This is a genomic window from Streptomyces sp. NBC_00190 (genome assembly GCF_036203305.1).
GTDB lineage: Bacteria > Actinomycetota > Actinomycetes > Streptomycetales > Streptomycetaceae > Streptomyces.
On record NZ_CP108131.1, the window covers coordinates 898,313 to 911,197 of the forward strand.

Below are 12,885 nucleotides of genomic sequence, written 5' to 3' on the forward strand. Positions count from 1 at the left end.
GGTTCTCCGGTCCTACGGACGGGTGACCGCTTCCTTGGTCCGTTCGGCCTGTGCCTGGATGTCCCGCATGACGTGGGGGTTGAGGCTCTTGCGGCGGAAGACGTCCACCATCTCGTCCATGACACGTGTCGCCCGCTGCGGATCGCCCGCCTCGGCCTCCACCCGGGCCAGCCGCCGCATCGCCTGGCCAAGAGTGATGTTGTCGACGCCCTGCTCACCGACAGAGGCTTCCACGACCTTGTTGAGCTGGCTGATGCTCTCGTCGGTGTTGGCACGGCGGGTGCGCAGCTTCTTGTCAGCGGTGAGGTCCTTGAAGTCCCGTGACGCGTTGAAGCCCTTGACCAGGCGCGAGTACACGGCGAGGGGGTGGTCGGGGTAGCGGTCCAGGACCTCGTCAAGGGCCTCGTTCCCGGACTTGAGGGTCTCGGCGTGGGAGCCCAGCAGGTAGAAGAGCGTGCCCTGCTCGTCACCGGACATCAACTCGGCGACGGCCTCGTCCGCGTCGCTGCGGGGCGAGCGGACCGTGAGCTGGTGGACCTGGGAGAGCACCCGCGAGCCGTCTGCCGCGTAGTACTGGGCCCGCAGTTGGTACCGGCCGGGCTGCTGGAAGTAGAAGCCGTCCTTGCCGTAACCGATGTAGGCACTCTCGTAGATCGCTGACCGGTCGGCGTCCAGGACCGTCTGGCGCTCCTCGTCGACGCAGCGGATCAGCGCGGGCCGGTAGACCTTCGCCTCTCCCGAAGGGGTGCGGATGGCTACGGTGACGAACCCGTCCTTCGGGTGCAGTCGGCCGTGCGTCACGCATCCGCGCAGATCGGCGGTAGCCAGCTTGACTTCGATCACGACCGGCTCGCCGAACAGGAAGGACGGGTTGGAGCGCAGTTCCAGGGTGAGGCCGGAGTTGTCGATGACCGGGTTGTCGAAAAGGTCCACGTCGATCTCGGCCGCCCCCACACCGAACGGGTTGCTGCCCATGATCACGTCACGGTAGAAGCCGTGCCGCAGATGAACGAGTTCACTGTCGGTGAACTGGAAGGGGAAGTCGGCCCAGTAGGCGGCCTGCCCGCCGGGTGCCGGCGGTGGGGGCTGGTAGTTCTGCACATAGTTCATCCAGGACCGGTCTCCGAACCCGCCGTTCGGGCCGAGCGGTTGTGGCGGGTTGGCGAGATTTTTCTGCCAGGAGTGCAGCAGGTTGAAGGCGTGCCCGAGTTCGTGGACGTGGGTGCGCAACTGCGCCCGCCGGCTGGCCGGGTCTTCGCCCTTGATCGCGTCGTGGAACGCCGCGAAGCCCTGCCTCTGGAAGGCCCCGCCGGCATCGAACATGATGCCCCGGACGCCGTCCTCGACGTACGAGGTGGCCAGCAGTTGCCATACCTGCCACCGGGGAGCGTCCCGCCACAGGCTGAAGTGGTTGACCATGGCGTTGTGCAACTCCGCGTCGCTCCACCTCGCGTCCGGGCCGGCGGCATCGGTGGGAATGACGTTGGGCGTCCCGGCGAGCTGGATCTCGATCCCCGCCTCCGCGTACGCGGCGGGCACGGTCAGGAGACGTGCCGGACTCGAAGGCGGCTGTGGCAGGGACCCGGTGTCGTACGAGACGAACGGGACCGTACCCGCCACGGAGTCCTGTTCGAGCTGGACGCTGCGGAAGTGCGGCGAGACGAACGAGCACAGGTAGCTCGCGCTGGGACCCCCGCCGTCGGTGGAGAACGTGACGGTGGCCGGGCTCGGCGGGACGGCTCCGTTCGCACTCCGGACCATGGTCACTTCGACGTGCGGGGATACGACGGGAAAGCTGAACTTCCCCTGTCCGGAGAGTTTCACCAAGCCCTCGGCGGCGGTGGCTGTCGGCGCCTCCACGACGAACGAACCGACGTAGCTGGTCGTCGCTCCACTGGTCTGGAAGAAGTCTCCGCTGATCCGTTTCATGGGCCGCGGACCGTCCACGTCCACGCGCAGTTCGAGCTGTGCCGCGACTCCGACGCTGCGGTAGCGCCCACTGACGCCTGTCCGCACCGGCGAACCGTCCGCCTGCGACACAGCCTGCGCCTCGAGTCTCGCCACGCGGGCCCTGAGCTGGAACATGTCCTCGGCCTCCGGCTCCACGGGCGCGGATTCCACACCCCTGCTCTGCTCAGCCCTCTGGATCAGCTCTTCGAGGTCGTTCCTCTCGGCCGGCCGGGCCGGCCCGTCCAGCGTCGTGGGGTCCGAGATGATGGACATGGCTGCTGACTCCTTGCCGGATTCGATCGAGCGGTCATCCGTGCGAGCGGGGGTGCGCGACCTGAACCGTGCTCGATTCGACCCGCAAAGAGGCGAGGTACGTGGCTACGCGACCACCCGCCGATGAGCGACCCGGGAGAAGCCGTTCCGGGCCGGTACCACCAGCGTCCGTCCGCCGCGAGAGGGCCGCAACCGGGCACGGCGCGCCCCGGCGGGTATGTCAGACGGTCCCGACGGCGCGGGGCCCGGTCCGGTGCTGTGCCGCGGCTCCCAGCACGCACAGGACGCTGACCAGCAGCGCCCATGCGCCGAACTTCTGCAGCGACACCGGCTCCCAGCCGTCCAGCTGGTACGGGTACCGCCAGGCACCGGCGTAGGTGGCGATGTTCTCCGCCAGCCAGAGGAAGAAGCCGATCAGAACGAAGCTCACTGGCATCGGCATCCAGTAGGTGTGCTTCCCCACGGTGTAGTGCACCCGGGCGGCCGCGGTGACGGCGACCAGCAGGGCGGCGAGCGGCCAGCGCAGGTCCGGCAGCCAGTGATGGCTGATGAAGTTCACGTACAGTGCGCCGGCCACCACCGCGGTCGCGGCCGGACGATACCCGCTCAGCTCCAGCCTGAGCAGCCGCCATACGGCGCAGATGTAGCTGCCGACGGCCGCGTAGAGAAAGCCGCCGTAGAGGGGAACGCCACCGAACTTCAGTAGCGCGGGCTCCGGATACGACCAGGAGCCGAGGGACACCTTCACGTACTCGAAGACCAGGCCCAGCAGGTGGCAACCGGCGATCACCGCGAGGTCCCGTCCGCGCTCCCAGCCGATCAGGTGGAAGACCAGGCTGAGCAGGACTCCGTAGCCGAACAGCAGGTCGTAGCGCGCCACGGGCAGTTCGGGGAGCAGCCCGGACAGGCCCACGCCGGCGAGCAGGGCCACCGCGAACGCGCAGGCGGCGGCCTGCCGCAGGCCGAAGCGGACCAGTTGGCGCAGGGCGTGGACCACCCGGTGAACGGTGGCGATTCCAGCATTGGGCATGCCGTTCAGGACGCACGCGGGGTGTGCGTGGTTCGGGCCGCGGCACGTCTCATCACCGAGGAATGGATGCCGCTGCGGAATGGATTCTCCTTATGCGTGCATCTACGCGTGAATGATCGTGAATTCACCCCATGGTATGAATTCATCCGCCTCCCCCTGAGGCTTCCACACCCGGCTCACCAGAATCTCGTTCGAGCCTTCACGCTCGCAAGGCTTCGGGGTGGCGGTCACGAGAGGGGGCGGCATGCGTTCCGATGCCGAGTACGTCGCCATCAAAGACCGTGCTCTCGGGCGGCTGTTCGCCATTCCGGGGGTCGTCGTCGTGGGGATCGGCGGGCGCGAGCGAGGTGGCAGGGCCACTGGTGAGCGGACCATCCGGGTCTTCGTCGCGCACAAGCGCGCCCCGGCTCCAGCGCGCGGCGATGCCGAGCGTCGTCGGTGACGGCCGACTGGTCCGCCCCCGCACGTCGCTGCTGCGCGAGGGCTACGACGCGGGACGGCAGTACTTCGTCAACGAGGAGGAGGTCCCGCAGGCCGGCACCAAGGTCACCCTCGCGTACAACCGGACCCGCTGGCACGACGGCCGTGTCGCGCTCTGGCTGAGTGCCCGCACCTACGCGGGCCGCGGCGAGGGCTCCAGCGGCCTGGCCTTCGACCACCTCGCCGACACCCGGCCGCCGGGCCAGGCCGCGCCCGGCCCGCCCCCGTCAGGAACCGGCTGACTTCTCGTCCGGTCCCGGTCGGCGTCGATCCGGCCCGTGCGTACGCAGTGTGGTCAGACTCCGTTCGTATTCTTCTTCGTCGATCTCGCCCCGCGCGAAGCGTTCGGCGAGCACCTGCTGGGGAGAAGGCACAGCTGGGGGCGGCGTCGGGCCCGTGGGGAATCGGTCGACGCCGCGGAGGAGCAGAACGACTGCCGCGACGGCCAGGGCCCCGAGGAGGACCATGCTGAACGACATGACGACCCAGCTCCATCCGCCCATTCCGTGGTCGTACCAGAACATGGTTCACGCTCCAGGTGCGATGGGCTGGAACTCCTACCGCAGGGGCTGCCCCGCGTGTTCTCACTGTCCACCGTCCCGTGCCGTCAGGGCATGGGCCGGTAGGGGTCACGACCAGGGCCGACCGGCCCATCGTCGTGTCCCCTTGTGACACGATCCGGGAGTCGGGCCGCCGCGTAGCCGGTGACCGCGGCGATCGCAGCGAGGCCGATGCCCGCCCCGCCGACGGGTTCGGTGTCCAGCACCGCCTGGAGCCGAAACCGCCCAGCCCCCGGCTGCCGACCACGATGGTGCCGTGGAGGCCCGCGGACCGGTGGAGGCTCGACACGGGTGCGCCGCGGCTGAACTCGGCGTTGACCCGCAGACCGGGAAACCGCTCCGTCACCGCGGCGGCGGTGGCGTCCAGCAGTTCGCGGCCTGCCCGACGGACGCCCTCGATGCTCTCCGCCGAGACGTAGAGGTCCCGGCCGTCCGTGTCGGACCCGTACACGATGTTCAGCGGGCTCACGCGGCGCGCGGCCTCCGCCGCTGCCACAGCGCTGCCCGGCGGGCCGGCTCGGAGCCGTCGACGCCGACGATGACGACGCCGAGTTCCGAGCTGCTCGTGGTGCCTTCCATGGTTCCTCCCTCGGACTCGCCAGGGATCCGGCTCTCAGGTTGGCTCTTCGGGCTCCCGCTCCAGGAGAGCCGTTCGGGTACGCGGCAGGGGCCGAAGGTCCTGGTTCGCCGCCCGCCCGGGGGCTGATCGGTCCCACATGGGGCCACTCGGCCCCTCCTCGGTCACAGCGCCGCGGGCGACGCTGGAAGAGGACCGCGGCCCCCGCGCCGCCCAAGGAGGCCGGGCCCACCCGGTACGGGGAGACCGTTCTCGGTGTCGACATCCATGAGGCGGCGGACAGGGTGTCGGTCCCGTCGCGGTCATCGCCCACGACTGACGGCCTCGTTACAAGGGAGATCGGACCATGTCTCATCGCACTGTCGCAGACGTCATGACCAGGGAGGTGGCCACCGCCAGCCCCGAAGCGTCGCTCAAGACCGTCGTCTGGAGCCTCGACTACAACGGTGTCTCGGCCCTGCCCGTCGTGGACGGCCGTCACCACCCGATCGGCATCGTCTCCGAAGCCGACCTGCTCCGCAGGCAAGCCGGCCTGCCCGATACCGAAGGGCGCGACCCCATGCACACCGCGACGCCCAGGGACCGCGCCTCCATGGACGCCCGCACGGCCGGCGATCTGATGTCCGCCCCCGCACTGACCGCCCGGCCGGAGTGGGGCATCGTCGAGACGGCCCGCTTCCTGCACGAGCAGGGTGTCAAGCGTCTGCCGGTGGTCGACGAAACCGGAACCCTGGTGGGCATCGTCAGCCGCTCCGACCTGCTACGGCCCATGCTTCGTCGCGACAACGCCATCCGTGACGAGATCGTCGACGACGTACTGGGCCGGACGCTCAGGATGACCCCGGGCGGCGTCGCGGTGACCGTGCGGGAAGGAGTTGTCTCCCTGAGTGGCGAGGTCGAGGAGCGGTCCACCATTCCCGTCGTCGAACGACTGTGCCAGTCGGTCGACGGTGTCGTCAGCGTGGACCAGACCCTCGGCTACGCCGTCGACGACCTGTCTCCGGCCGCCGATCCGAACCGGGCCGCCCGTTGAGCCCTCACGGCAAAGGGGCGGAAAGAGCCCATCCGCTTCTCGCGGATCCCGATTGCGCGGTGCACGGCCGTCAGCCGCTTCTCCGCATCCTCTCAGGGACTCTTTCCGTCGATTTCATGAAAGCACGCCCGGCGCCCGGGTCATAGGGCCGATCGGTCCCCGGTGGCCCCCTGACAGCCCTATCGCCGACGGGCGGCGGCATCGACGCTCGGAGGCATCAGGACGCCGCTCTGGAGGAATCATGAAGCACCTGGGCACCGTCGACGACGTGATGACCCGCGCCGTGATCTCCGTCGACCGCGGAGCACCGTTCAAGGACATCGTGGAGACCATGCGGGAGTGGCGGATCAGTGCCCTGCCCGTCGTGTCGGAGGAAGGGCGGGTCGTCGGCGTGGTGTCGGAAGCGGATCTGCTGCTCAGGGCCCAGGGCAAGGACGAGTCCCACGCGGTCACCGCCGGCCGGCTGATGACCGTACCGGCGGTCACCGTGACCAAGGACGCCCCCATCCCGGGCGCCGCCCGCCTGATGGCCCGCGGGCACCTCAAGCGGCTCCCCGTCGTCGACGGCGACGGCCGCCTCGTCGGCGTGGTCAGCCGAGGCGACCTCCTCAAGGTCTACCTCCGCCCCGACGCGGACATCGCCGAGGAACTCCGCGAACTGATCATGGCCGAGCTCATCCCCATCAGCTCGGCCACGGTGCAGGTCCACGTGGCCGACGGCGTCGTCCACCTGGACGGCTCCGTCCCCGACCCGGCCCTGAAGGACGTGCTGGTGCGTGTCGCACGCACCGTACCGGGGGTCGTGGACGTCACGACGGTGCGCCTCGACACCGAAGTACCCGCGTGAAGGAGACCGACGGAGAGGCGCAGGACGACGTGCCGGTCGGCGCCGGGCCGGTCACCGAGCGGTAGGAGAAGACCATGAAGCATCGGGAAGTCCGCGAGCTGATGACCCGCGAGGTCGTCACCGTCCCCAGCAGCGCCCCCTTCAAGGAGATCGCCCGCACCCTGACGGAACACGAGGTGTCGGCCGTCCCGGTCGTCGACCGTGCCGGCCGTCCGCTCGGCGTCATCTCGGAGGGGGACCTGCTGCCGAAGTCCTCAGGCCAGGGAGAGTACTTCCGGTCACTGCCCGAACGGGAGGCGTGGCAGGAGGACAAAGCCGCAGGCACGCGCGCCGAGGAGCTGATGTCCTCGCCCCCCGTGTGCGCCCGACCGGACTGGACGGTCGCCGAAGCCGCCAGGCTGATGGAAGCACAAGGAGTCAAGCGTCTCCTGGTCGTGGACGACTCGGACGTACTGGTCGGAATCGTCAGCCGACGGGACCTCCTGCGGATCTTCCTCCGGGACGACGAGGACATCCGTCTCGAGATCATGGGTGACGTCCTCGACCTCAGCCTGCGTCAGAGCCCCACGGCGGTCTCCGTGGAGGTCACCGAAGGCCGGGTCGAACTGCACGGAACCGTCGATTTCAAGAGCCTCATCCCGCTGATCGAACGGCTCTGCCGCAGCGTGGACGGCGTCGTCTCCGTAACCCAGCACCTCGGGTACGCCATCGACGACACGACGGCGGCCTGAGAGAGCCGTGAACGACCGCACCCGCCGACGGGGCGGCGTGTGTCAGGGGTGTGGGTTTCGGTGCGTACGTCGAGCCCAGCGGCGCAGTTCGTCGGTGCCCCAGACGAGGATCGGGAAGGTCGCGACGAGGGCGACGACGTCGAGGGGCAGCACGGCCGTACCGACCAGGTCCTGGAGTGGTGGCGCGTAGACGAGGGCTGCGGTGAAGGCGAGTTCGAAGGCGATGCCCGCGAGGAGCAGGGGGTTGCTGAAGAGGCCGATGTCGCGGAGTTCGGCGTCCCGCTGTGCGAGGACGTCGTCGAGTTCGTGGTCGCCGATGGTCTCGGACTGCGCCACGACGTGCAGGTGTGGTTCACCGATGCCGACTTCGCGGGCCACGGCCGCCGCGGTGGCCCCGTTGTCGCCGGTGACGATGTGCACGCGCAGTCCGGCCTCGTGGCAGCGCCGGACGGCGGCGGCGACTTCGGGGCGCGGTGGATCGTAGAGGCCGACGAGACCGAGGAGGCGCAGCCCGCTCTCCGCGTCCTGGCGCCGGGCCGGCGGTTCGCTTCCGGCCGGCAGCTCACGTACGGCGACCGCGAGCACGCGCATTCCTCCGTGCGCGAGGCTCTCCGCCGCGGCCGCGGCGGCCTGCGCCGTGCCGTCCGTCAGGACGGGCAGGACCGCTTCCGGCGCGCCCTTGACGATGACGCGCAGTGCACGGTTCTCGCCGGTCTGGACGACGGACATCAGGCGCAGTCGCGGTTCGAAACGGAAGTGGGCACGGCGCCCGGCGTCCCGGCCGTCGAGGTCGACCGGCGCGGCGTGGGCGGCCGCACCTTCGATCAGGGCGATCTCCGTGGGGTCTCCGTGCAGTTCGCCTTCGTCGTCCCGGGTGACCGTGGTGCACAGTGCGCCGGTTCGCGTCAGGTCTCCCGCCCAGGGGCCGTCGGCGGCCCCGTGCGCCGGCGTCCACACGGCCTGGAGCCGCATGCGGTTCTGGGTGAGGGTTCCGGTCTTGTCGGTGCAGATGACGTTGGTGGAGCCGAGGGTTTCCACCGCGCTCAGGCGTTTGATCACTGCCCCTTGGCGGGCGAGGACGCGTACGCCGACGGCGAGCGCGAGGGTGATGGTCGGCAAGAGGCCTTCCGGGACGTTGGCGACGAGCAGGCCGATCGCGAAGATCAGGGAGTCGGTCAGCGGCAGGCCCACGGCGACGCCGGCCACCAGGAACACCGCGCCCATGGCGGTCGCCACGGCCGCGATGAGCCAGGCGACCTTCTTGACCTGCTTCTCCAGGGGGCTGGGGTCACGGCGGGTGCGCTGGCTCAGCGAGGCGATCCGGCCGAGCTCGGTGTGGTCGCCGGTGGCGAACACGATCGCCCGGGCCTGGCCCTCGGTGCACGTGGTGCCGCTGAAGACGAGATTCGGCTCCTGGAGCAACGGAGCCCCGGCCAGCCCGGGGCCGGCGACGCGTTCGGCCGGCACGGACTCGCCGGTCAGCATCGACAGGTCGACCTCGATGCCTCCGTCCGTCAGGCGTGCGTCCGCGGGCGCGCAGCCCCGTGCCGAGCTCGCGCCGCAGCAGCGGCAACGGCTCCATCGGGTCCGGATCCAGGAGTGGATCTTGGTCGGAGGACCGAGGGGTGGTGGTGGCCTCAGTCATCTTCGGCTCCCGGGTCCCCCCGCAGCCGGCCGGACCAGCGTGGCTCTACGCGTTCCCACTCGCCGCCCCATGCGGCCAGGCTGCGGGCTTCGACGCGCCGGAGCCTGAGCCAGACGACTCCCCCGGCGGAAAGGACGAGTACGCCGAAGGCAGCGGCCCCGGCGGCAACGGCCGTGGAGGCGAGTTCGCCATGGGGACGAGGAGCAGGCACCGCCCTGCCCGCGCCGTCGACCCAGACCGTGACCGCTCCGCCCACGGGTGTGCCCGCCGGGACCAGGACCGCGCCGGTGTGCCGGTGGGATGCGGGATACTCCCAGGCGGCCCGGGCCGTCGCCATCGCGGCGCTGTCGAAGCGTCCGGGGAGTACGCGGGCCGCCTCGCCGACCGTGGTCGCCGAGACCCGGTGCCGGTGCAGGGTCTCCGCTCGGGCGGCACGGTCTTCGGCGTTCCAGACCGCCATCCCGATGGCGACGGCGCAGAGCACGGCGATGAGCGGGGAGAGCGCGAAGGCGGCGAGCCAGCGGCCGCGCGTACGGTCGGCGGCGCGCCGCATTTCGTTCGAACGGCGACCGGGCAGCCGCCGCGGCGGGCCTTTCGCCGGCTGGGACTCGGACATGTCGTGCCTCCGCGCCGCGGCCTTGCCGAGTCGTTCAGCGGGCTGCGGTGAGCTCGGCGCTGATGTGGTGGGCCCAGGTCTGTATCCGTTCGGGATTGCGGAAGTCCCTGCCCTTGCCCGAGCGGACCAGAGCCCGGGCGACGAAACCCGGTGTACTGGCCGTAAGGCTGCCGCCGAACGTGACGTGCTCGCGTGCGTTCAGCTGTTCCATCTGGCGTGCGACCGCCGGCACCGGCGGGATGTCGTGCTGCTCGGCGGAGCTGTCCACGGGACCGCTGCTGAACAGGAAGACCGGGCGGTGCTTGAGGTGGTCGGCGTTGCGCTCGGCGCAGCGCTTGGCCTTGCCGCTCCAGTGGCCGGCGTACAGGGCGCCGCCGAGCACCACGGCGTCGTAGCCGCGTAGGTGGTCGACGTCGTCGGCGGGCAGCACGACGGCGTCGAGGCCGTCCTCGCGGAGGGACACGCCGATCTGCTCCGCGATTCCAGCGGTCGCGCCGTGCTTGCTTCCGTAGGCGACCAGTACTCGCTTCGAAGTCATGACGACTCTCCGTTGCCATCGGTCTTGGCGCGCTTCACAGGGATGCTGTGCACTGTGTCTTCGGCCTCGGGCTGCATCGGCACGCGAACGGTGAGGATGCCGTCCTCGTACTCGGCTTCGACGCGGTCGGGCGGGATCTGCACCGGCAGTCGTACCGTGCGCCGGAAGGACCCGTATCGGAATTCCGAGTGGTCCTTTTCCTCCTTGCTCTCCGCGTGCTCGGCACTGACGGTCAGCGTGTCCCCCACGACCTCGATCCGGATGTCCTTCTCGGGGTCCATCCCGGGCAGCTCGGCACGGAGCGTGTACTGCCCGCCCGCGTTGGTGACCTCGATCGCGATGGCGTGGGCGCCGATGGCCGGCCGCCACACCGGGAACCCGGGGAAGTCGGTGCCGAACCAGTCCCTGAAGTCGGGGACGAGGCTGTGCCTGCGTTCCATCCGCCTTCCTGACATGGCGTGCTCCTTTTCCGGCGCCTCACCGCGCCTGTGGTTGTCCTGTCTCCATCTCAGCCCTGGGACACCGGCTCCGCTTGGGGCTTTCGGGTCCCAACCGGGCCCGTTCGGCCCTCGCCGTGCGGCCGAAGGACCGGGCGCGCGGAACGAGGCCCTCGATGCGCCGGGAGATCGCGGGGCTCAGTAGGACATGGGGCGGCCGGACGGGGTACGAAGGTCCAGTGGCGCGTGCTACCGCTCGCATCCGCCTCGGCCGACGGAGGTCAAGGGGCAAGGTCCCTCCTCATCAGCAGGGTGTGCGCCGCGACGAGTCCCAGGACTCCGACGCCGACGAGGACGCCCCATTGCGGCCACAGCACATGCCCCTGGGCCAGCGCGTCACCCGGCGTGTAGTAGTGGAACGGGCTGATGTAGCGCAGCGGCGCCGCCTTCGACCAGGCCAGAGCGATGAAATTCACCGCGAAGCCCACGGCCCCGAACACAATGGTCGCGCCGATCACCTGGGCCCGCCTCCGGCCCCAGGCCGACACGGCCAGGGCCGGTCCCATGATGCACAGGGCGAAGCCGCACCCCATCACCCCGGCGGCGAACACTCCCCCGAGCGAGACCTCTTGGCGGATGTCGGGCGACAGCGCCACGCCGGCCGCCACCGTCAGCGTCGCGGCCGTGTTCAGAGCCAGCGCCGCGAGCGCCACCGCGACCGTACGTTCGGCCAGCAGCCGATGCCGGGACACCGGACGCACCATGATCAGCTCGATCGTCCCCGACTCCACGTCCGCGGCGACGGCCGCGGCGGCGAGCGAACCGATCGCGGTGAGCTGCATGGCGATCCAGAACGGGTGCACCAGTCCTGCTCCGAGCAGCCCGGGATAGCTGGCGAGCGACACGTCCCCGCTGGACCCGCTGAACGCCCGCAACGCCGACGGCGGCCCTTTCCCGTTCCCGGAGAACAGCTGCCCCTCCGGGATCGTATGGGCCACCACCACGATCAGCGCCTCGAAGACCACCATCCCGATCACCAGGGCGGACAGCATCCTCCGGCGCCGGTGCAGCGCCAGCCACAACAACGGCCACCGGGACTTCACGGCGCCTGGCCCGCGTCGCTGTCCCGGTACAGATCCAGGAACGCCTCGTCCAGCCCGGCCTCCTCCACGGTGACGTCGGCCACCGCCAGCTCCAGCAGCCCCCTCAGCGCGCCGACCACCTCGCTGGGAGGTACGAGCAGCTCCACCCGGTCCCCTGCCCACTGCGGCGACCATTGATCGGCACGGCCCAAGGGCCGGGGGCCCGTACCGTCACCGAAGGTGAGCCGGATCCTTCGGGCCCGCGCCTCACGCAGCGTCGCCACGCTCTCCACGGTCACCAGCCGCCCGGCCCGTACGATCGCGACGCGCCCGCAGGCCCGCTGCACCTCGGGCAGTACGTGGCTGGACAGCAACACGGTCCGCCCGTCCGCCGCGGCCTCCCCCATCAGCTCGAAGAACGTTTCCTGCACCAGGGGATCCAGCCCTTCCGTCGGCTCGTCCAGCAGCACGAGGCGCGGATGGTGCTGCAATGCCTGCACCAGGCCGATCTTCTGCTTCATGCCCCGCGAGTACTCGCCCACCGTCCGCCGCAGGACCGCCGGGGTGAGCCCCAGCCGCTCGCACAGCTCTCCGCGGCGCCGCGAGGGCACACCCTGCAGGGCGGAGAGCAGGTCCAGGGTCTGCTCGCCCGTGAGCTCCGGATACAGCCTCAGCTCCCCCGGCAGGTACCCGACCTCGGGAGCGACCCTCCGGTGATCAGTGATGGGGTCCAGTCCCAGTACCCGCGCCCGGCCCGCCGTCGGCCGCAGCAGCCCCGCCAAACACCTCAGCGTGGTCGTCTTGCCGGCCCCGTTCGGCCCGAGGAAACCGAACACCTCCCCGGCCCGCACGTCGAGCGTCAGCCCGTCGATACCGACCACGTCCCCGTACCGCTTGGTCAGCCGACTCAGCTCGATGGCGGCCCCGGTGCCCATGGAACCAGTCCGTCCCCACTCAGCCGGATTCCGCGATGACTCCGCGGAGCGTGGCCCCGGCGCCCGATCGAACGGCTTCGACGGCACTCTGGTGCACGGCCCGGCTGGCTTCACCCGCCCCGGTGAAGACCCCTTCGGCCGTCCACGTCGG

At 70.4% G+C, this 12,885-nt stretch carries 14 protein-coding genes; 5 read left to right on the plus strand and 9 right to left on the minus strand.

The features are described 5' to 3' along the window. Positions 1–12 precede the first annotated feature (12 nt). On the minus strand, positions 13–2,223 hold the full coding sequence (locus tag OG429_RS04605; protein WP_328923987.1) for a tetratricopeptide repeat protein: 2,211 nt from the start codon (positions 2,221–2,223) through the stop codon (positions 13–15). Between the two features lie 220 nt (positions 2,224–2,443). Continuing rightward, positions 2,444–3,253 carry a DUF817 family protein gene (locus OG429_RS04610; protein WP_328923988.1) on the minus strand — a complete coding sequence of 270 codons (810 nt, stop codon included), beginning with the start codon at positions 3,251–3,253 and terminating at the stop codon, positions 2,444–2,446. Between the two features lie 244 nt (positions 3,254–3,497). Here OG429_RS04610 and OG429_RS04615 point away from each other — a divergent pair, with 244 nt between their 5' ends. Both OG429_RS04615 and OG429_RS04620 read left to right on the plus strand, forming a co-directional pair. Continuing rightward, the gene (locus OG429_RS04615; protein ID WP_328923989.1) at positions 3,498–3,695 is read left to right on the plus strand and encodes a hypothetical protein; all 198 of its coding nucleotides are present in this window, start codon (positions 3,498–3,500) and stop codon (positions 3,693–3,695) included. Further along, entirely contained in the window at positions 3,676–3,975 is a 300-nt protein-coding gene (locus OG429_RS04620) for a hypothetical protein (RefSeq protein ID WP_328923990.1), read from the plus strand. The genes OG429_RS04615 and OG429_RS04620 overlap by 20 nt, the downstream gene beginning before the upstream one ends. On the opposite strand, the gene OG429_RS41380 is transcribed toward OG429_RS04620, so the two are convergent. Continuing rightward, positions 3,961–4,257, minus strand: coding sequence for an SHOCT domain-containing protein (locus tag OG429_RS41380; RefSeq protein ID WP_405959077.1), 297 nt, complete (start codon positions 4,255–4,257; stop codon positions 3,961–3,963). The two genes, OG429_RS04620 and OG429_RS41380, sit on opposite strands and share 15 nt — an antisense overlap. A gap of 959 nt (positions 4,258–5,216) precedes the next feature. Here OG429_RS41380 and OG429_RS04625 point away from each other — a divergent pair. The 3 genes from OG429_RS04625 (at position 5,217) to OG429_RS04635 (ending at position 7,481) form a co-directional block, all read left to right on the plus strand. Beyond that, positions 5,217–5,903 carry a CBS domain-containing protein gene (locus OG429_RS04625; protein ID WP_328923991.1) on the plus strand — a complete coding sequence of 229 codons (687 nt, stop codon included), beginning with the start codon at positions 5,217–5,219 and terminating at the stop codon, positions 5,901–5,903. Between the two features lie 241 nt (positions 5,904–6,144). Beyond that, the gene (locus tag OG429_RS04630; protein WP_328923992.1) at positions 6,145–6,750 is read left to right on the plus strand and encodes a CBS domain-containing protein; all 606 of its coding nucleotides are present in this window, start codon (positions 6,145–6,147) and stop codon (positions 6,748–6,750) included. 74 nt (positions 6,751–6,824) lie between these two features. After that, complete coding sequence (locus tag OG429_RS04635; RefSeq protein WP_328923993.1) at positions 6,825–7,481, plus strand: CBS domain-containing protein; 657 nt, start codon at positions 6,825–6,827, stop codon at positions 7,479–7,481. A gap of 42 nt (positions 7,482–7,523) precedes the next feature. Here OG429_RS04635 and OG429_RS04640 read toward each other — a convergent pair whose 3' ends face one another. The 6 genes from OG429_RS04640 to OG429_RS04665 form a co-directional block, all read right to left on the minus strand. Then, complete coding sequence (locus tag OG429_RS04640; RefSeq protein WP_405959367.1) at positions 7,524–9,122, minus strand: cation-translocating P-type ATPase; 1,599 nt, start codon at positions 9,120–9,122, stop codon at positions 7,524–7,526. After that, entirely contained in the window at positions 9,119–9,742 is a 624-nt protein-coding gene (locus tag OG429_RS04645; protein ID WP_328923995.1) for an Rv1733c family protein, read from the minus strand. Before OG429_RS04645 ends, OG429_RS04640 begins: the two co-directional genes overlap by 4 nt. Positions 9,743–9,776: 34 nt before the next feature. Then, positions 9,777–10,280 carry a flavodoxin domain-containing protein gene (locus tag OG429_RS04650; RefSeq protein WP_328923996.1) on the minus strand — a complete coding sequence of 168 codons (504 nt, stop codon included), beginning with the start codon at positions 10,278–10,280 and terminating at the stop codon, positions 9,777–9,779. Continuing rightward, positions 10,277–10,720 (minus strand): Hsp20/alpha crystallin family protein, encoded by a 444-nt coding sequence (locus OG429_RS04655; RefSeq protein WP_328923997.1) that lies wholly within the window; start codon positions 10,718–10,720, stop codon positions 10,277–10,279. The genes OG429_RS04650 and OG429_RS04655 overlap by 4 nt, the downstream gene beginning before the upstream one ends. 278 nt (positions 10,721–10,998) lie before the next feature. Beyond that, positions 10,999–11,820: an ABC transporter permease subunit gene (locus OG429_RS04660; RefSeq protein WP_328923998.1), complete on the minus strand. Its 822-nt coding sequence runs from the start codon at positions 11,818–11,820 to the stop codon at positions 10,999–11,001. Then, positions 11,817–12,734 carry an ABC transporter ATP-binding protein gene (locus OG429_RS04665; RefSeq protein ID WP_328923999.1) on the minus strand — a complete coding sequence of 306 codons (918 nt, stop codon included), beginning with the start codon at positions 12,732–12,734 and terminating at the stop codon, positions 11,817–11,819. Before OG429_RS04665 ends, OG429_RS04660 begins: the two co-directional genes overlap by 4 nt. Between the last annotated feature and the right edge of the window lie 151 nt (positions 12,735–12,885).

Excerpts from the sequence above, each read along its gene's own strand:
- OG429_RS04615 (WP_328923989.1), top strand. The coding sequence starts at position 3,498 with ATGCGTTCCGATGCCGAGTACGTCGCCATCAAAGACCGTGCTCTCGGG.
- OG429_RS04610 (WP_328923988.1), bottom strand. The coding sequence starts at position 3,253 with ATGCCCAATGCTGGAATCGCCACCGTTCACCGGGTGGTCCACGCCCTG.
- OG429_RS04650 (WP_328923996.1), bottom strand. The coding sequence starts at position 10,280 with ATGACTTCGAAGCGAGTACTGGTCGCCTACGGAAGCAAGCACGGCGCG.
- OG429_RS04630 (WP_328923992.1), top strand. The coding sequence starts at position 6,145 with ATGAAGCACCTGGGCACCGTCGACGACGTGATGACCCGCGCCGTGATC.
- OG429_RS04665 (WP_328923999.1), bottom strand. The coding sequence starts at position 12,734 with ATGGGCACCGGGGCCGCCATCGAGCTGAGTCGGCTGACCAAGCGGTAC.
- OG429_RS04635 (WP_328923993.1), top strand. The coding sequence starts at position 6,825 with ATGAAGCATCGGGAAGTCCGCGAGCTGATGACCCGCGAGGTCGTCACC.
- OG429_RS04620 (WP_328923990.1), top strand. The coding sequence starts at position 3,676 with ATGCCGAGCGTCGTCGGTGACGGCCGACTGGTCCGCCCCCGCACGTCG.
- OG429_RS04605 (WP_328923987.1), bottom strand. The coding sequence starts at position 2,223 with ATGTCCATCATCTCGGACCCCACGACGCTGGACGGGCCGGCCCGGCCG.
- OG429_RS04645 (WP_328923995.1), bottom strand. The coding sequence starts at position 9,742 with ATGTCCGAGTCCCAGCCGGCGAAAGGCCCGCCGCGGCGGCTGCCCGGT.
- OG429_RS04655 (WP_328923997.1), bottom strand. The coding sequence starts at position 10,720 with ATGGAACGCAGGCACAGCCTCGTCCCCGACTTCAGGGACTGGTTCGGC.
- OG429_RS41380 (WP_405959077.1), bottom strand. The coding sequence starts at position 4,257 with ATGTTCTGGTACGACCACGGAATGGGCGGATGGAGCTGGGTCGTCATG.
- OG429_RS04625 (WP_328923991.1), top strand. The coding sequence starts at position 5,217 with ATGTCTCATCGCACTGTCGCAGACGTCATGACCAGGGAGGTGGCCACC.